This is a genomic window from Streptomyces vulcanius (assembly GCF_042653945.1).
Lineage (GTDB): Bacteria > Actinomycetota > Actinomycetes > Streptomycetales > Streptomycetaceae > Streptomyces > Streptomyces mangrovi.
In genome coordinates, this window is the sequence record NZ_JBHSFK010000007.1 from 109,624 (window position 1) to 126,450 (window position 16,827).

At 70.2% G+C, this 16,827-nt stretch carries 17 protein-coding genes, 1 tRNA gene and 1 pseudogene; 9 read left to right on the forward strand and 10 right to left on the reverse strand.

Features of this window, described 5'->3' with window-relative positions:
* Positions 1 to 89 precede the first annotated feature (89 nt).
* Positions 90 to 1,286: an SUKH-4 family immunity protein gene (locus ACFPIH_RS12680; RefSeq protein ID WP_381170132.1), complete on the forward strand. Its 1,197-nt coding sequence runs from the start codon at positions 90 to 92 to the stop codon at positions 1,284 to 1,286.
* 19 nt (positions 1,287 to 1,305) lie between these two features.
* Here ACFPIH_RS12680 and ACFPIH_RS12685 read toward each other — a convergent pair.
* A pseudogene (locus ACFPIH_RS12685) lies at positions 1,306 to 3,694 on the reverse strand (endonuclease/exonuclease/phosphatase family protein).
* A gap of 183 nt (positions 3,695 to 3,877) precedes the next feature.
* Entirely contained in the window at positions 3,878 to 4,303 is a 426-nt protein-coding gene (locus tag ACFPIH_RS12690) for an MmyB family transcriptional regulator (protein ID WP_381170134.1), read from the reverse strand.
* A gap of 131 nt (positions 4,304 to 4,434) precedes the next feature.
* Here ACFPIH_RS12690 and ACFPIH_RS12695 point away from each other — a divergent pair, with 131 nt between their 5' ends.
* Together ACFPIH_RS12695 and ACFPIH_RS12700 are read left to right on the forward strand one after the other, a co-directional pair.
* Positions 4,435 to 4,626 carry a hypothetical protein gene (locus ACFPIH_RS12695; protein WP_381170137.1) on the forward strand — a complete coding sequence of 64 codons (192 nt, stop codon included), beginning with the start codon at positions 4,435 to 4,437 and terminating at the stop codon, positions 4,624 to 4,626.
* 53 nt (positions 4,627 to 4,679) lie between these two features.
* Positions 4,680 to 5,360 (forward strand): HAD family hydrolase, encoded by a 681-nt coding sequence (locus ACFPIH_RS12700; protein ID WP_381170139.1) that lies wholly within the window; start codon positions 4,680 to 4,682, stop codon positions 5,358 to 5,360.
* Between the two features lie 95 nt (positions 5,361 to 5,455).
* Here ACFPIH_RS12700 and ACFPIH_RS12705 read toward each other — a convergent pair.
* A tRNA-Cys gene (locus ACFPIH_RS12705) sits at positions 5,456 to 5,527 on the reverse strand.
* Between the two features lie 211 nt (positions 5,528 to 5,738).
* Here ACFPIH_RS12705 and ACFPIH_RS12710 point away from each other — a divergent pair.
* From ACFPIH_RS12710 to ACFPIH_RS12735, 6 genes are all read left to right on the forward strand, one after another.
* Positions 5,739 to 7,199, forward strand: coding sequence for an MFS transporter (locus tag ACFPIH_RS12710; protein ID WP_381170141.1), 1,461 nt, complete (start codon positions 5,739 to 5,741; stop codon positions 7,197 to 7,199).
* A 10-nt stretch (positions 7,200 to 7,209) separates the two neighbouring features.
* Positions 7,210 to 7,416 carry a hypothetical protein gene (locus ACFPIH_RS12715; RefSeq protein WP_381170143.1) on the forward strand — a complete coding sequence of 69 codons (207 nt, stop codon included), beginning with the start codon at positions 7,210 to 7,212 and terminating at the stop codon, positions 7,414 to 7,416.
* Positions 7,413 to 7,790, forward strand: a complete 378-nt coding sequence (locus ACFPIH_RS12720; RefSeq protein ID WP_381170145.1) for a type II toxin-antitoxin system death-on-curing family toxin — start codon at positions 7,413 to 7,415, stop codon at positions 7,788 to 7,790. Before ACFPIH_RS12715 ends, ACFPIH_RS12720 begins: the two co-directional genes overlap by 4 nt.
* 115 nt (positions 7,791 to 7,905) lie before the next feature.
* Entirely contained in the window at positions 7,906 to 9,711 is a 1,806-nt protein-coding gene (locus tag ACFPIH_RS12725; protein ID WP_381170147.1) for a DEAD/DEAH box helicase, read from the forward strand.
* A 308-nt stretch (positions 9,712 to 10,019) separates the two neighbouring features.
* A complete protein-coding gene (locus ACFPIH_RS12730) occupies positions 10,020 to 10,661 on the forward strand; it encodes an IclR family transcriptional regulator (protein WP_381170149.1) in 642 nt (213 codons plus the stop codon).
* Positions 10,662 to 10,888: 227 nt separating this feature from the next.
* Complete coding sequence (locus tag ACFPIH_RS12735; RefSeq protein WP_381170151.1) at positions 10,889 to 11,680, forward strand: S16 family serine protease; 792 nt, start codon at positions 10,889 to 10,891, stop codon at positions 11,678 to 11,680.
* Here the strand turns inward: ACFPIH_RS12735 and ACFPIH_RS12740 are convergent.
* The 7 genes from ACFPIH_RS12740 to ACFPIH_RS12770 all read right to left on the reverse strand — a co-directional run bounded on the left by ACFPIH_RS12740 (position 11,670) and on the right by ACFPIH_RS12770 (position 16,710).
* On the reverse strand, positions 11,670 to 11,861 hold the full coding sequence (locus ACFPIH_RS12740) for a hypothetical protein (protein ID WP_381170153.1): 192 nt from the start codon (positions 11,859 to 11,861) through the stop codon (positions 11,670 to 11,672). The two genes, ACFPIH_RS12735 and ACFPIH_RS12740, sit on opposite strands and share 11 nt — an antisense overlap.
* The gene (locus ACFPIH_RS12745) at positions 11,858 to 12,466 is read right to left on the reverse strand and encodes an ArsR/SmtB family transcription factor (RefSeq protein ID WP_381170155.1); all 609 of its coding nucleotides are present in this window, start codon (positions 12,464 to 12,466) and stop codon (positions 11,858 to 11,860) included. The genes ACFPIH_RS12740 and ACFPIH_RS12745 overlap by 4 nt, the downstream gene beginning before the upstream one ends.
* 70 nt (positions 12,467 to 12,536) lie before the next feature.
* Positions 12,537 to 13,418, reverse strand: a complete 882-nt coding sequence (locus tag ACFPIH_RS12750) for a glycine betaine ABC transporter substrate-binding protein (RefSeq protein ID WP_381170706.1) — start codon at positions 13,416 to 13,418, stop codon at positions 12,537 to 12,539.
* Positions 13,419 to 13,480: 62 nt separating this feature from the next.
* Positions 13,481 to 14,248, reverse strand: a complete 768-nt coding sequence (locus ACFPIH_RS12755; protein ID WP_381170708.1) for an ABC transporter permease — start codon at positions 14,246 to 14,248, stop codon at positions 13,481 to 13,483.
* A gap of 113 nt (positions 14,249 to 14,361) precedes the next feature.
* Positions 14,362 to 15,579, reverse strand: coding sequence for a betaine/proline/choline family ABC transporter ATP-binding protein (locus ACFPIH_RS12760; RefSeq protein WP_381170157.1), 1,218 nt, complete (start codon positions 15,577 to 15,579; stop codon positions 14,362 to 14,364).
* Positions 15,572 to 16,219, reverse strand: coding sequence for an ABC transporter permease (locus ACFPIH_RS12765; RefSeq protein WP_381170159.1), 648 nt, complete (start codon positions 16,217 to 16,219; stop codon positions 15,572 to 15,574). Before ACFPIH_RS12765 ends, ACFPIH_RS12760 begins: the two co-directional genes overlap by 8 nt.
* A gap of 14 nt (positions 16,220 to 16,233) precedes the next feature.
* A complete protein-coding gene (locus ACFPIH_RS12770) occupies positions 16,234 to 16,710 on the reverse strand; it encodes an Lrp/AsnC family transcriptional regulator (RefSeq protein ID WP_381170161.1) in 477 nt (158 codons plus the stop codon).
* Between the last annotated feature and the right edge of the window lie 117 nt (positions 16,711 to 16,827).

Genomic DNA, 16,827 nt, shown 5'->3' on the forward strand with positions numbered 1-16,827 from the left:
GTTGTCGCCGGTCAGGGCCGTTGTCAGTGGTGCCGCGTAGGCTGCGGAGCAGTGGGACGGCGCACGCACTTATCCGCACGGGGGACCAGATGGGCACGACCAGGACCACCACCACGATTGTTTTCACCGAGGACGAGCTGAACCCGTACATCACCCACGCCGCGACGCGCCGCTGGCTGACCGGCCCCGGACTGCCGGTCGAGGGCGGCCTGCTGACGTTCGAACCCCTGCGCACCGACGGCCTGCGCACCGTGGGGGACTCCACGGGCGACCCCCAGGGCCGCCTGGCCGTCGAGCTGCGCGACCGCCTGGTGATAGGCGGCATCCTGGGCACGGACGGCCGGGCGCGGGAGTCCGTCCTGCTCGACGGCATGACAGGCGAGATCTCGACGACCTACTTCCTGCACGACCGCCCCGACCTGATGGACAACCGCCCGCTGGCGCCCTCGCTGGAGAAGCTGGTGCGCTTCGCGACGGCGGTGGACGAACTGGCGGCCCTGCGCGGCCAGTTCGCCTCCTACGCCGGCCGCCTGGGCCCGCAGGCGGCCGCCGAGGCGAGCCGCCAGCTGCTCGCGGTGTTCGAGGAGGGGGCGGAGAGCGCCAGAGCGGAGCCCGGGGTCTTCTGGAAACTGGCGGCGGTCGTCCGCCCGCTCGCCCTGGTGGCCGGCCCCGGCACCGCGTCCGGCCTGGCGCTGGACCTGCCGCCCCGCCTCCTGGAGGACGAGTTCGGCACCGGCGAGGTCGTCCGCTTCGAGGAGGTCGACTGCCCGAAGGCGCTCACCCACGCCCCGACCCGGCGTTTCCTGCGCGAGGTGGGCCTGCCGGAGGAGGTCGTCTGGTTCACGCTGGAGACGGACATGCCGCTGCAGACCCTCGCCGAGTACTGCGCGGACGCCCGGGAGGGCGTCTTCACCGAGGAAGACCTTCCGGCGAACGCGGACAGCCTGATCCGCCTCGGCCACCTCGTCGAGGACATCAGCCTCGTCGTCGACGGCGCCACGGGAGCCGTCCTGAGCTGGAGCGAGCCGGACCTCGCCCTGCGCCCGCTCAACGCCGACGTCTCCACCCTGGCGTTCACCCTGTGGCTGATACGGCGCGAGCGGGCCCTGGACGCGGTGTACGAACTCACCGAGGCCTACGACCAGTTGGCCGAGACGATGTCCCGGACCCTGGCCGCGGTCGACCCGGTCGCCTGCGACCCGACCCCGAACACCTCCACCGACGACGGCTGGCGCTACTGGCCGGAGATGTTCGAGGACGAGGCGGGCGGCGGGCTGTACGCCTAGGGCCGTTTCCAGCGGCTCCCTAGCGGCGGCAGTTGTCGACGTCGATCCGTACGATCTGCGGGTCGTGGTCGCTCGCCTGGTCGGCGAACTCGGCGTTGATGTGCACCACGTCGTAGTCGAAGCGGGTGACGGCCGGGCTCGTGAGGATGTGGTCCAGGGTCTGCGAGTTGCCGTCGTACACGTAGGTGTAGCGCTGGTCGGCGGGCAGAGTGGTGATCAGCGGCTTGAGGACCTTGCCGGCGGTCAGCGTGGTGACCGTCTGCGAGAACTCGTAGTCGTTGAGGTCGCCGAGCACCACGGCCTTGGCGTTCTTGTCGGCCGCGAGCAGCGACTTGACGAAGGTGTTCACTTCGGCGGCCTGCGCCTGGCGCTGGGTCTCCGAGCTGCGGGCGGGCGGCTGGTAGCGGCCGTGCAGGGGCTGGTCGCCGCCCTTGGAGGTGAAGTGGTTGGCGATCACGAAGACGCTCTCGCCCCGGAAGACGAACTCGCCCACCAGCGGCTTGCGGCTGTTGTCCCAGGCGTCACTGGTCGGGTCGATCCGCCCCGGGGAGTAGCTCAGCCGCACACCCTTCCGGTTCTTGACGACACTGGTGGCGGTGGTGGCGTCGCCGCCCGCCCGGTCGGTGAACGACACCCGCTTGGGGTTGAAGAGGAACACCTGACGGATGTTGCCGCCGGGCTCGCCGCCGTCCGCGTTGTTGGTGGGGGAGATGTAGCGCCACTGGTAGCGGGGCCCGCCGGCCGCGCGGATGGCGTCCGTGAACCGCTTGAGCGTGGCCTCGGCGGTGACCGTGCCGTCGTTGGTGGCGCCGTTGTCGTCCTGGATCTCCTCCAGGGCGACGATGTCGGGCGAGTTGAGGTTGACGGCGACACCGTGGGCGAGCCGGTCGAACTTCTCCTGGTCGTCCAGCGCGTCCAGGTTCTCCACGTTGTAGGTGGCAACCGCCAGCTCGTCGCTCTTCTGCCGGCGGGTCACCTCCTGCTTCAGCCCGTTGTCGACCAGGGTGCCCAGCTGGGTGGCCTGGACGTTGTAGCCGCCGTAGGTGGAGTAGTCGAGGGGCCCGGTGGTGGTGCCCGACAGCTCGTCACCGACGTCGGCGGCGGGGAAGGCGGAGGCGGTGTCGAGGGACATCACCTCCAGCCGGCCGGTGCCCGGCCGGTCGTAGGACGAGTACAGGGTCCCGCCGCGCACGGTCGGGTTCTCGTCCGGCTTGACGGTCACCCACAGCTCGCCGTACTCGTCGGACGCGCCGACGACACGGGCGTCGGCGAAGGTGACCCGCATGCCCTCCGTGGACTCGTAGAAGTCCTGGGCGTACACGGTGGGTTCGAGCGCGAGCGACTCGATGCTGCCGCCGTCGGCGGACGGAATGTAGGCGTCCGGAACGCTCGCCGCATCCACCGTCACGGCGGCGGGCAGGGCGTTCCCGCTGGACAGCACGGTCGCCGTCGGCCCGGTGAGCTCGGTGACGGACTGGCTGGTGCTGCTCGGGTAGTACTCGCTGACCTTGCCGCTGACCAGCACCGAGTCCCCGACGGCGACGGCGGGCGTGGCCGACCCGGTGTAGACGAAGACGCCCTCGCTCGTGCGCGCGTCGCTGTCCGCCGACGGATCCTGGATCCAGTACCCCTTGGACCCCGAGGCCCGCACACCGGTGACGATGCCGGGAACCCGGGTGACGGTCTGCCCGGCGAGCGGGGAGAGCCGGGTGGTGCCCTGGATGTCGTGGACGCGGACGGTACCGGGCTCGGTGGGATCCCCGCCCCCGTCCCCGCCACCGTCCCCCGAACCGGGCGTCTCCCCGGCCGAGTTGACCGGAGAGGGCGTACCGGCGGTGAGGTCGGCGGCGTTGTCGTCCGTGTCGGCGAGGGCCGAACCGCGGGCCACGGAAGCGGTGTTGGAGGCCCCCGTGACCGGCCCGCTGCCCTCGCGGACGACGGCACTGCCGTACCCCACCAGGTCCACGATCCGGCTGTCCGCGGCGCAGTCGGCAGCGGTCTTGCAGGTCAGAGCGGCGGTGCCGGAGACCAGGGCGATGGTGCCGGTCGTGGCGCTCATCGCGACGGACCCGGTGGCGTCGGGCGTGGGCAGAGCGGTCGTGCCGCCCGTCCCGGCCGCCTCGGCGACCAGATACCGCCCCCCCGGAGGCGACGGCTCCGCTGAGCGCGGTCACCTGCCACTGCGACGACGAGGACGGCGAACCGGGCAGGTACTGCACGCTGTACCCGGCGAGATCGTAGGCCGCCGACCCCGCGTTGCCGAGCTCGACGAAGTCCCGGGTCAGGGTCGCCCCCGAGTTCCCGCCACCGCCGTACACCTCGGAGATCACCACCGTCGCGGACGGCGTCGCGTACGCGGCGGGCAGGGAGATGATGGCGAACGCGCTCGCCACACCCGTGGCGATCAGCGCGTAGGCGGTACGGCGGGCTCTGCTACCTGCGGGTCTGGACACGCTGGCGGTCTCCTCGTACGTCGTGGTGTACGGCCTGGGGTGTGGGGGAGGCCGGATCAAGTTACGCGCGTAGAGAAGGGGCCGCCAAGGGGGCGTAGGTTAAATCCGGGGAACAGCTTGGCTGTTGCTCCTCAGTTGTCAGGAGGCGGGCGTCGGTGTAGATCCGCTGTCGGCGTCTGCGGCCATGGCGAGCCTCAGCCTTCCCTCGTCCGCGCTGCCGGGCGCGGCACTCAGGATCACGATCTTGAACTCGGAATCGCCGTCGGTCAGGACATCGCAGTCCACGTCCACGGGCCCGGCCTTCGGATGCCGGACCGTCTTGCGGTCCTCGCGGTGCGCGGCCACGGCGCCACTCGCCCACAGCCGGGCGAAGGTCGGATTGCCTTCGGTGAGCACCCGGACCAGCTCGGCCAGCCGCGCGTCATGCGGAAAGCGACCGGTGGCGCGCCGCAGATCGGACACCACGGCGAGGTCCGAACGCTCACCGTCCCGCACGACCACCGGCCACAACGAGAGGCGTACGACGTCGGAACCGACCGCGGGGGCACCGACGCGATCGTCCACCTCGCAACGGAAGCCCCCGGCACCCCCTCAGGCCGCTTCATCGACCGCCCGGGCCCGCTGGCGCTCGCCCGAGCCCGTGGCAAGTGTGCGCACGAGGTGTGACGTGACGCACGCGAGATCGTTTTCCGGACATGAACCTCACCACGCGCACCACCGTCGCGATCGCCCTCGCCTTCACGGCCCTGGCCGCGTTCGCGGGCCCGTCCCAGGCCGCCCTCGCCGACCCCGCTCCCCGGCACGCCGCCCAGACCGCCGACCCCGACGACGAGCCCGAGGACGTCGAGGTGAACGAGGCGGGACGACCGGATCTCGGCGAGGACTGACACCGAACCTCCCTTTGGGGTGAATTCGTGCTTCTGCTCGCCAGACTGGGCAGGTGACGACCCGACCACTCTCTCCCACGACTCTCCGTGCTGTTCTCTTCGACTCGGGCGGTGTTCTGATGCAGCCGATCGGCGGCCGTTGGAACCCGCGAGCCGATTTCGAGCAGACCGTCCTCGCCCATGCCTCGACCATCACACCGCAGCAGTTCGCTGCGGCCATCGCTACGGGCGACGACTTCCTTGCCGCCTTGTCATCAACACCGGACTACGACGACTACCACCGGGTGGTGCTCCGTCATCTCGGCGTGGAGACGACCCCTCAGCTGCTGGCCGACTTACGACGCGAAGTCCCACCGTCAACGTTCCTGGAGACGTTCCCGGATGTCGAAGAGACCCTTGAGGGGCTGAGCCGACGGGGAGCGCGGCTGGCCGTGGTGTCGGACGCCTGGCCCAATCTGCCCGACCTTCACGCCGGCCTCGGGATCCGCCGGTTCTTCGAGGCGTATGCGATCTCCGGCGTCCTCGGCTGCAACAAGCCGGACCCGCGCATGTACCACCACGCCAGCACCGCGCTGGGCCTCACTCCTGCGCAGTGTCTGTTCGTCGACGACGACCCCGACCTGGTGGCTGCGGCCATCGAACTCGGTTACGCAGGACGTGCGATGTGCCGGGACTCGGCCGTCCCGGACGTGCCGTCCATCACCTCCCTGACGGAACTTTTGGATCTCTTCTGAACAGTGCCGAAAGGGTCGGGAACTGAGACGGACGAACGAAAGGGCGGCACCCTCCGAGGGTGCCGCCCTTTGGCTTTGCCTGGTCAGGCAGGCAGAGGCCGTGGCGGGAATCGAACCCACGTAACTCGCTTTGCAGGCGAGTCCCTAAACCACTCGGGCACACGGCCGTTCGCCGGGTTCGTTGTGGTTCGAACCGGGTGAGATGACCGTATGGGCGGGCGGGAGAGGGGAGCAAGGGGATCGCGGGGGGTGCAATGGGACTGCCATACGCCGTTCATGAAACGTGGGGGGCCGAGGGAGGCGTACGACCAAGGTCCCGGGTGGGGGTCAGCCTTCTGACAGGGGCCAATGTCAGTGGTGGACCTTACGCTGGCGGGCATGGCAGTCCTGGAACCTCGCGACACCGGTGTCGTGGATGTGTGTGACGGCGGCAGCTCGCCCGCCGGCTTCGGTGAGGGTGTGTTGGGGCGGACTTATCGGGCGCTCACCGTCGGGATCGTGTCCGTTGTGCTGCTGATCGCGTTCGAGGCGACCGCGGTGGGGACTGCGATGCCCGTTGCGGCGCGGGAACTCCATGGGGTGTCGTTGTACGCCTTCGCGTTTTCCGGGTACTTCACGACCAGTCTGTTCGGGATGGTGTTGGCCGGGCAGTGGTCGGACCGGCGGGGGCCGCTCGGGGCGCTGAGTGCGGGGATCGGCTCCTTCGGGGTGGGGCTGGTGGTCGCGGGGAGCGCCGGGAGCATGTGGGTGTTCATCCTGGGGCGGGCCGTGCAGGGGCTGGGGGGTGGGCTGGTGATCGTCGCGTTGTACGTGGTGGTGGGGCGGGCCTACCCGGAGCGGTTGCGGCCGGCCATCATGGCTGCTTTCGCCGCCTGTTGGGTGGTGCCGTCGATTGTGGGGCCCCTGGCGGCGGGGAGCGTGACCGAGCAGCTCGGGTGGCGGTGGGTGTTTCTCGGGATACCTGTGCTGGTCGTGCCGCCGCTCGCGCTTGCCCTGCCTCAGATACGGCGGCGGGCCGGTGGGGCGGCGGGCGTGGGTGCCTCCTCCTTCGACCGGCGGCGGATCTGGCTTGCGTTGGGGATTTCGGGCGGGGCCGCTCTTCTTCAGTACGCCGCTCAGGATCTGCGGCCCGCAGCCGTGGTACCGGCTGTCGGCGGGCTTGCGTTGCTTGTGCCCGCCGTGGTGGGGCTGTTGCCTCGGGGGACCTGGCGGGCCGCCCGTGGGCTGCCTTCCGTGGTGTTGTTGCGAGGGGTCGCGGCGGGGGCCTTCGTCTCCGCCGAGTCCTTCGTGCCTCTGATGCTCGTGAGTGAGAGAGGGCTCAGTCCCACCCTTGCCGGGTTCTCGCTCGCCGCCAGTGGGGGGACCTGGGCGTTGGGGTCGTGGGTGCAGACCCGGGCGCGGGTCGAGCCGTACCGGGAGCGGCTGATGACCATCGGGATGGTGCTGGTGGCGGGGGCGATCGCCGTCGCGCCCGCTGTGCTGGTGCACTCCGTGCCGGTGTGGACCCTGGCCGTTGCCTGGGGGGTCGGGTGCTTCGGGATGGGGCTGGTGATCTCCAGTACGAGTGTGCTGCTGCTGAAGTTGTCCGCGCCCGAGGAGGCCGGGGCCAACTCCGCCTCCCTGCAGATTTCCGACGGGCTGTCGAATGCGCTGCTGCTGGCCGTCGGCGGGGCTGCCTTTGCGGCTCTGGGGGGTGGGAGCGTTGCCCACGCGGCCACCGGTGAGGTCGGCGGAGGCTCGCATCCGGTCGCCTTCGCCGCCGTGTTTCTGCCCATGGCGGCCGTCGCGCTGGTGGGGGCCTGGGTGACCACTCGGCTGCGGGAGCGCGGGGACGGTTAGCCTCTGCGTCATGGCCCAACTCGCTCTCACTCTCACTCTCGACGCCGGGCTCCGCCGCGCCCTCGACGACCTCGCCGACGCCACAGGGCGGCGGCCGGAGGACCTTGCCCTGGACGCCGTACGGGCAGGGATACGGCAGGAGGAGGCGCGGGTGCGGGAGGTCGCGGAGCGGCTTGCCGGGGCGCAGGGGGAGTTGTTGCGGAGGCTGGGGGAGTGAGGGGAAGACACCTCACCGTCGCCGAGGTCACGGATATCGCCCGGATCGCCTTTGGCGGGGTGGCTCCCGAGGTGCGGGCACCCGGGTTGCTCGAATCCGCCGTGCATCGGCCGCGCGCGCGGATGTTCGGGGCCGCCGCGTATGACGATCTTCATGAGCAGGCCGCGGCGCTGCTGCATGCCATCGCCACCAATCATCCCCTCGTCGACGGGAACAAGCGTGCCGCTTGGCTGGCCGCCGCGACCTTCCTCGCCCTGCATGGGGTGGATCTTGCCGGGTGCGACCAGGATGCCGCTTATGACCTGGTCATCGATGTGGCGTCCGGCGTGGAGGGGGACGTGGCGGGGATCGCGGCGCGGTTGCGGCGGTTGTGACGTGGATCCCAACCCGGGGCCGCCCGGCCTGGTTCGCGGGGTTGCGTGGGTGGGGCGCCGGTAGGGTGGCCCGGTTGTCATACGTAGCCGAGACCGACCCCCCGAACCGGAGACCGTGACTACCACCGCCACCTCTGCCTCCTCCTCCAACTCCCACCACCTTTCGCCCGCCTTTCCCGGGCGGGCGCCCTGGGGTACCGCCAGCAAGCTGCGGGCCTGGCAGGAGGGGGCGATGGAGAAGTACATCCAGGAACAGCCGCGTGACTTCCTCGCCGTCGCCACCCCCGGCGCCGGCAAGACGACCTTCGCGCTGACTCTCGCGTCCTGGCTGCTGCATCACCATGTCGTGCAGCAGGTGACCGTTGTCGCGCCCACGGAGCATCTGAAGAAGCAGTGGGCGGAGGCCGCGGCCCGCATAGGCATCCGGCTTGATCCCGAGTACAGTGCCGGGCCGCTCAGCAAGGATTATCACGGTGTCGCCGTGACGTATGCGGGTGTCGGCGTGCGGCCCATGCTGCACCGCAATCGGAGCGAGCAGCGGAAGACGCTGGTCATTCTCGACGAGATTCACCACGCGGGGGACAGCAAGTCCTGGGGTGAGGCCTGTCTTGAGGCATTCGAGCCCGCCACCCGTCGGCTCGCGCTCACCGGTACGCCGTTTCGGTCCGACACCAATCCCATTCCCTTCGTGGCGTATGAGGAGGGGAACGACGGCATTCGGCGGTCTTCCGCCGACTACACGTACGGGTATGGGTCGGCGCTTGCCGACAATGTCGTTCGGCCGGTCATCTTCCTGAGCTACAGCGGGAATATGCGGTGGCGTACCAAGGCGGGGGACGAGATCGCCGCTCGGCTCGGTGAGCCGATGACCAAGGACGCGATCAGTCAGGCGTGGCGTACGGCGCTCGATCCGCGCGGTGACTGGATGCCGAGCGTGCTGCGGGCCGCCGACCAGCGGCTGACCGAGGTACGCAAGGCGATTCCGGACGCGGGGGCGCTCGTCATCGCCTCCGATCAGGATTCGGCGCGGGCCTATGCCAAGCTCATTCGGGAGATCACGGGGGCGAAACCGACCCTTGTGCTGTCCGACGACGGCGGCGCCTCCGATCGTATCGACGAGTTCAGCGGCAATACCGATCGGTGGATGGTCGCCGTGCGGATGGTGTCGGAAGGGGTGGACGTACCCCGGCTCGCGGTGGGGGTTTATGCCACCACCATTTCGACGCCCTTGTTCTTCGCCCAGGCCGTCGGACGGTTCGTGCGGTCCCGGCGGCGGGGAGAGACCGCTTCCGTGTTCCTTCCCACGATTCCCGATCTGCTCGGCTTCGCCAACGAGATGGAGCGCGAGCGGGATCACGTCCTCGACAAGCCCAAGAAGGACGGCGAGGAAGACCCTTACGCGGAAGAGGACAAGCTTCTCCAGGAGGCGGAGAAGGAACAGGACGAGGACACCGGCGAGCAGGACATGCTGCCCTTCGAGGCGCTGGAGTCCGACGCCGTCTTCGACCGGGTGATGTACAACGGCGCCGAGTTCGGGATGCAGGCCCACCCGGGGAGCGAGGAGGAGCAGGACTACCTCGGCATCCCGGGACTGCTGGAGCCCGACCAGGTGCAGCTGCTGCTCCAGAAGCGGCAGGCGAAGCAGATCGCGCACAGCAGGAAGAAGCCGGACAGCGAGGCCGATCTGCTGGAGGTGCCGGCCGAGCGGCGGCCCGTCGTCTCGCACAAGGAGATGATGGAGCTGCGGCGGCAGCTCAACAACATGGTCGGGGCGTACGTCCACCAGAGCGGCAAGCCGCACGGGGTCATCCACACCGAGCTGCGGCGGGTGTGCGGCGGGCCGGCGAGCGCGGAGGCCACCGCGGGGCAGTTGCGGCAGCGCATTGCCAAGGTGCAGGAGTGGGCCACCCGGATGCGGTGACGCGGCGGCGCCCGGCGTGTGACCTGCTGTTTGCGCCGTACGTATCGGGACAAATTCGAGTAGTCCATACCGGTCAATGACCGGATTCTGGACGTTCCCTTCCGCTCAGCGAACTTGCTTCGCTACTGTCCGGCTACGCACACGCCCCGTGGCAGCGCCGCCGCGGAGCGCAGCCGTGAAGCGACCGGGCCCGGATCCGCCGGGCCCATCTGTCGATCGGCGGCCTCTGGAAGCGCGTCGCCGACGGGACTCGGTGACGCATCCGCCGCGATGGGGGCTGTCGACCTCACCACTAAGGAGTGGGCGTCGTGACCGCGGAGACCTCTCAGACGCTCGACCGGGGCCTCAAGGTCCTGAAACTGCTGGCCGACACGGACCACGGGCTGACCGTCACCGAACTCTCGCACAAACTGGGCGTCAACCGGACCGTTGTGTACCGGTTGCTCGCCACGCTGGAGCAGCACGCGCTCGTACGGCGTGATCTGGGCGGGCGAGCCCGGGTCGGCCTTGGGGTGCTGCGGCTGGGGCGGCAGGTGCATCCGCTGGTCCGCGAGGCGGCGTTGCCGGCTCTTCGGTCGCTGGCCGAGGACATCGGGGCGACCGCGCATCTGACCTTGGTGGACGGCGCGGAGGCGTTGGCGGTGGCTGTCGTCGAACCTTCGTGGACCGATTATCACGTGGCCTACCGGGCCGGGTTCCGGCATCCCCTGGACCGGGGGGCCGCGGGGCGGGCGATTCTCGCCGCGCGGCAGAAGCTGGCGGATGAGCCGGGGTACACGCTGACGCAGGGGGAGCTGGAGGCGGGGGCGAGTGGGGCTGCGGCGCCGTTGCTCGGGGTGACGGGGGTTGAGGGGAGTGTGGGGGTGGTGATGCTTGCGGATGCGGTGCCGGAGCGGGTGGGGCTGCGGGTGGTGGATGCGGCGCGGGAGGTTGCGGAGGCGCTGCGCTGACGGTTGCGGGGTGGGTGCGGTGAGCTGACGGCCGGTGGGTTGGTGCCCTTGGCTGGTGCCGGGCGGGGGTGGGGGTGCTTGCCGGCGCTGGCAGGGTGCCGCCTGCGCCCACCCGTGCCGCCTGGGGGTCCCCCCAGGCCCTTAAGGCACTGGGGGAGGCACGCATGCCCGCAGGCTGGGTGGATGCTCTCTCAGGCGCCCTGGAACTGCTCGGTTACATTGACTCCGTGCTCTCTCGTCTCACGCGTCCCCAGGCTCTCGTCGTCTGTGCTGTGCCGTTCGTGGCTCTGCTCGTCACGGCGGCCGTCGCGCCGTTGCCGTTTTCGGTGGCTCAGCCCGGTATGACGGCGAATGTGCTCGGCGAGAACCAGGGCACGCCGGTGATCACGATCTCCGGTGCGGACGCCCGGGACACCACCGGCCAGTTGCGGATGACGACCATCGAGGCGACCAACCCCGACGCCGACGTCCGGCTCGGCGATGTGATCGACGGCTGGTTCCGCAGCGACCAGGCGATCATGCCGCACGACTCCGTCTACCCCAGCGGGCAGAACACCAAGGAGATCGAGCAGCACAACACCGAGCAGATGCAGGAGTCCCAGGACGCCGCGACCGAGGCCGCGCTCCGCTATCTGGGCCGCTCCGACGACGGTGTCAAGGTCACCCTGAAGCTGGCCGACGTGGGCGGTCCCAGCGCCGGACTGCTGTTCTCCCTCGGCATCGTCGACAAGCTGAACGGCGACGGCAGCGGCGGCGATCTCACCGGCGGCCGGACCATCGCCGGTACGGGCACCATCGAGCCCGACGGCACGGTCGGCGCCGTCGGCGGCGTCGCCCTGAAGACACAGGCCGCGCGGCGCGACGGGGCGACCGTCTTCCTCGTACCGAAGGACGAGTGCGCCGAGGCCAGGTCCGACCTGCCCACCGGCCTGCGGCTGATTCCGGTGACCACGCTCAAGAGCACGGTGGGCGCGCTGGTCGCGTTGGAGAGCGGGAAGGGCGACGTACCTAGCTGCTAGGGGCCAGGGCGGCCGGCTTCGGAGTGGCCAGGCGCAGGCCCACCTCCACGAGGGTCCAGCCGACGCGGGTGCGGATGCCCCGGGGTGCTGGTGATGTGGTGGCCAAGCGGTGGGCTTCGGCCGCGGCGCGGAGTTCGGCGGCGCGGGCGTGGTGCAGGGCGAGATGGATCTCGGGGTTCATGACTGCGGCCTCTCCGGGTCCGTGTCGGTCGTCAGCGGGAAGGCGTGCGTGTGCAGGCGGACCTGCGCCGCGCCGGGGGTGTCCGCGTCGACGGCCCGGGCGCGGTAGGTGTCGACCAACTCGTGCATCTTCGCGATGAGTTCGCGCGTCAGGTCCGGAGTGAGCCGTAGCGTCATGCTGCTCATGTCCCAGGTGCGGTTCCACTCCTCGGGCCAGGAGCGCCGGGTGCCCAGCCAGGTGGACAGCTCCTGGGTGCGGGCCGTCGCGGTCTCGTACAGGTACAGGTCGGCTGCGCCGCGTACGGTCGGATCGGTGTCCGTGAGGAGTGCGTCGTCGAAGCGCAGTCCTTCGTGCGCCGCCTTCCACCACCGCTCCTTGCCCTTGCCCCGCTCGGGGTCGTCCTCGATGAAGCCGTGGGCCGCCAACTGCCGCAGGTGGTAGCTGGTCGCCCCGCTGGACTCGCCCAGTTTCGCTGCGAGTTGGGACGCGGTGGCCGGCCCGCCGAAGCGCAGGGCGTCGAGGAGCTGCATGCGCAGGGGGTGGGCGAGTCCGCGCAGCGAGCGTGCGTCGAGTTGGCGAACCTGTGGATCCAGGGGCTCGTTCATGCGTACAAAGGTAGCGTTGCAAAGAACCCTTTGCAACGCCTTCTTTGTAACTCGCCCGCAGCCCGCCCGCCTACCGTACGAACCCCTCCCCCTTCATCCACTCCAACGCCACCTGATGCGGATCCTCCCCCTCCACATCCACCTTCGCGTTCAGCTCCCGCGCCACCGTGTTGTCCAGCCTCGCCGTGATCGGATCGAGTACCTCCGCGATCGCCGGCCACTTCTTCAGCGTCCCGGAGTTGATCTCCGGCGCCGCGTTGTAGTTGGGGAAGAACCTCCGGTCGTCGGCCATCACCACCAGGCCCATGGACCTGATGCGGCCGTCCGTCGTGTACACCTCCCCGTACGTGCAACTCCCCTTCTTCACCTGGGTGTAGATGATCCCGCTGTCCATCTGTGTGATCCGGGACGCCGGTACGTCCATCCCGTACGCCTTCTGCATCCCCGGCAGCCCGTCCGCCCGGTTGGCGAACTCGCCCTCCACGCACAGCGTCACCGCGCCGGGATCCGACCGCGCCAGCGCGGCCACCTCCGACAGGTTCCGGGTGCCGTACTTCCTGAACGCGGCCTGGTTCATGGCCAGCGCGTACGTGTTGTCGAGCCGCGACGGCGGCAGCCAGGCCAGTCCGTTCCTCAGGTCGGCGTCGTGCACGGCCCGCCACTGGGCCAGCGGGTCGGTGATCGGCTCGCTGTTGCCCAGGTACGTGATCCAGGCGGTCCCCGTGTACTCGTAGATGGCGTCGGCGTCGCCCTTGAGGACCGCCTCGCGCGAGCCGATGGAGCCCTGGATGCCGGTGCGGTCCAGGACGTCCGCGCCGGCCGCCTGGAAGGCGATTCCCATCATCGCGCCGAGGACCAGGTTCTCCGTGAACGCCTTGGAGGTGACCGTCAGGTGGGCTCCCTCGAGCGGTTCGCCCCGCCCGATCGAGCCGGGGGAGACGTCGTCGACCATGGGGGACCCGCTGGACAGCCCGCACCCCGACACCGCCAGCAGAGCCGCGATCCAGACCCGTCTCACCTCCCCACCTCCAGCCCCCTCGGCCGCAGCAGCACTTCCGCCAGGGAGGCCAGCCAGTCGACCAGCAGGGCCAGGGCGACCGTGAGGATCGAGCCCAGCACCAGCACGGGCATCCGCTGGTTGGTGATGCCCGCCGTGATCAGCACACCGAGGCCGCCGCCTCCGCCGAAGGTCGCCAGGGTCGCCGTGCCGACGTTGAGGACGAGCGCCGTACGCACACCCGCGAGGATCAGCGGTACGGCGAGCGGGAGTTCGACGCGGGACAGCACGCCCAGGGCGGACATGCCGATGCCCCGGGCCGCTTCCAGCAGCGTGGGGTCGTTGGCCTGGAGGCCGGCGATGGTGTTGGAGAGCACGGGCAGGATGGCGTAGGCGATGATGCCGATCAGGGCGGCCTTCATCCCCGTGCCCAGCCAGATCACCAGCAGCGCCAGCAGACCGATCGCCGGGGTGGCCTGGCCGATGTTGGCGAAGCCCAGCGCGACGGGGGCGGCCTTCCGGCACCACGGACGCGTCAGCAGGATGCCCCCCGGGATCGCGATGACCAGGACGAAGAACGTCGAGATCGCGGTCAGCTCCACGTGCTGCCACAGCGCCTTCTGCACCTGCCCGCCCGACAGGGCGTTCGCGGAGACCGCGTCCAGGTCCTCCCGCTGGAACCACAGCAGGGTGGCGAGCAGCAGCGCGACGAGGAAGCCGGGCAGGACGGTCAGCCGCGGCCAGCCGATCCGCCGCCCGGGCCGGACGACATCGGTGGTCCGCACCGGCGCCGCCGGCTCAACCCCCGTCCCGCCCCCTCCGGCTCCGCCGAGGTCCGTCCCGCCCCCTCCAGTTCCGCCGAGGTCCGTCCCGCCCTCTCCGGTTCCGCCGACCCCCGTCACGCCCCCTCCAGTTCCGCCGAGGTCCGAGGCTCCTGCGCCTCCTCCAGCCCGGTCTGTGCCTCCAGCGCCTCCAGTCGGTCGGCGTCCAGCAGCGCGTGCACGGAGTTCAGCAGCGTCTGCATGTCCACCACCCCGGTGAACTCGCCGTGCCGCCCGGTGACCGCGACCCGCCCGGTGTTGTCGGTGAGCACCGCCTCCAGCGCGTCCCGCAGTGTCGCGTCCCGGGTCACCGTGTCGTGGACCGGCGTCCCGGCGCGCGCCAGCGAGCCCTTGGCCCGCATCAGGTCGCCGCGCCGCAGCCACTTGTAGGGGCGCCCGCGCCGGTCGAGCAGCAGGATCTCGTTCGTGCCGCTGGAGCGCAGCTTGTTGACGACGACCTGGAGCGGATCGTCCACCGAGACGGTCGGATACCCGGTGATCCCCACGTCCCGCACCCGTGTGAGATTGAGCCGCTTCAGCGCCGCCCCCGCGCCCACGAACCCCGACACGAAGTCGTCCGCCGGGCTGGTGAGGATCGCCTCCGGGGTGTCGAACTGGGCGATGTGCGAGCGCTCGCGCAGCACCACGATCCGGTCGGCCAGCTTGATCGCCTCGTCGAAGTCATGGGTGACGAACACGATCGTCTTGCGCAGCTCGTGCTGGAGCCGGATCAGCTCGTCCTGGAGGTGGTCGCGGGTGATCGGGTCCACCGCGCCGAACGGCTCGTCCATCAGCAGCACCGGCGGATCGGCTGCCAACGCCCGTGCCACGCCCACCCGTTGCTGCTGCCCGCCGGACAGCCGGCGCGGATAGCGGTCGCGGAACTCGCCCGGGTCGAGCCCGACCAGGTCGAGCATCTCCTCCACCCGGTCCCGGATCCGTGCCTTCGGCCAGCCGGTCATCCTCGGGACGAGCGCGATGTTCTGCGCGACCGTCATGTGCGGGAAGAGGCCGCAGGACTGGATCGCGTACCCGACCTTCCGGCGCAGCCGCACCGGGTCGATGTCGGTGACGTCCTCGCCGTCGATGCGGATCCGGCCGCCGCTGGGCTCGATCAGCCGGTTGATCATCTTCAGGGTGGTCGACTTCCCGCACCCGGAAGGACCGACGAGGACGACGGTCTCGCCCGCCTTGATCTCCATGTTCACGTTGTCCACGGACGGCTGGGCGCTGCCCGGATACCGCTTGGTCAGGTTCTCCAGCTCGATGGCGGCCCCGTGCGACGGCTCAGCCACGGATCCCCCTCGGAATCGTCAGCCGCCCGAGCAGCACGTACCCGGCGTCGAACAGCAGCGCGAGGACCACGATCCCGAGCGTCCCCGCCAGCACCTGGTTGAGGGCGTTGGCGCTGCCCAGGGAGGCGATACCGCGGAAGATCTCGTTGCCGAGCCCGGGACCGGAGGCGTACGCGGCGATGGCCGCGATACCCATCAGCATCTGGGTGGCGACCCGGATCCCGGTCAGGATCGGCGGCCAGGCCAGCGGCAGCTCGACCCGCGCCAGCCGTGCCGGCCGGGACATCCCGATGCCCTCGGCCGCCTCCACCAGCGCCGGATCGACCCCGCGCAGCCCGACGATCGCGTTCCGTACGACCGGCAGCAGCCCGTACAGCGTCAGCGCGATCACCGTCGGCGCCACGCCCAGACCCACCACCGGGATCAGCAGACCGATCATGGCCAGGGAGGGGACGGTGAGGATCGTCGAGGTCGCGGTGGTGGCGAGGCTGCCCGCCCACTCGCGGCGATAGGTGACCACCGCGATCAGCACACCGATCACGGTCGCCACGACCATGCACTGGAAGACGGCACTGGCGTGCTGCCAGGCGTCCGTGAGCAACTGCTGGTGCCGGGTGTTCACGTACTCCCAGAAGCTCACACGCCCTCACCACCTCACGTCATGGACGCCCCCGCGGCCTGTTCCACCAGCGGGATGATCCGCAGCGGTACGGCGTTCTCCATCACGATCGCGGTGGAGGCCCGGACAATGCCATCAAAACCGACAACCCGGTCGATGACCCGCTGGAGATCGGCGTTGGAGCGGGCCACCAGGCGGCACAGCATGTCCCCGCTGCCGGTCGTGGTGTGCAGCTCCAGCACCTCCGGCACGGTCGCCAAGTGCGCCCGTACGTCCGCGCCTTGCCCCTGCCGGATCTGCAGCGTGGCGAAGGCCGTGACCGGGTAGCCGAGCGCCGCCGGGTCCACCTCCGGGCCGAATCCGCGGATGACGCCATTCGACTGAAGCCGGTCGAGCCGCGCCTGCACGGTGCCCCGCGCCACCCCGAGCCGACGGGACATCTCCAACACCCCGATCCGCGGCTCCCGCGCCAACAGCACGATGATCCGCCCGTCCAGATGATCGATCGCCACGCCCGCCTCCATGATGGTCACCCTGTACAGAAAGCCCGCCGAAACCGTCGTACCACTGAACACATTGCCCAGCGCAAAAGCGAACTATTGCGCACCTTGCGCGCCCGGGGTGACCCT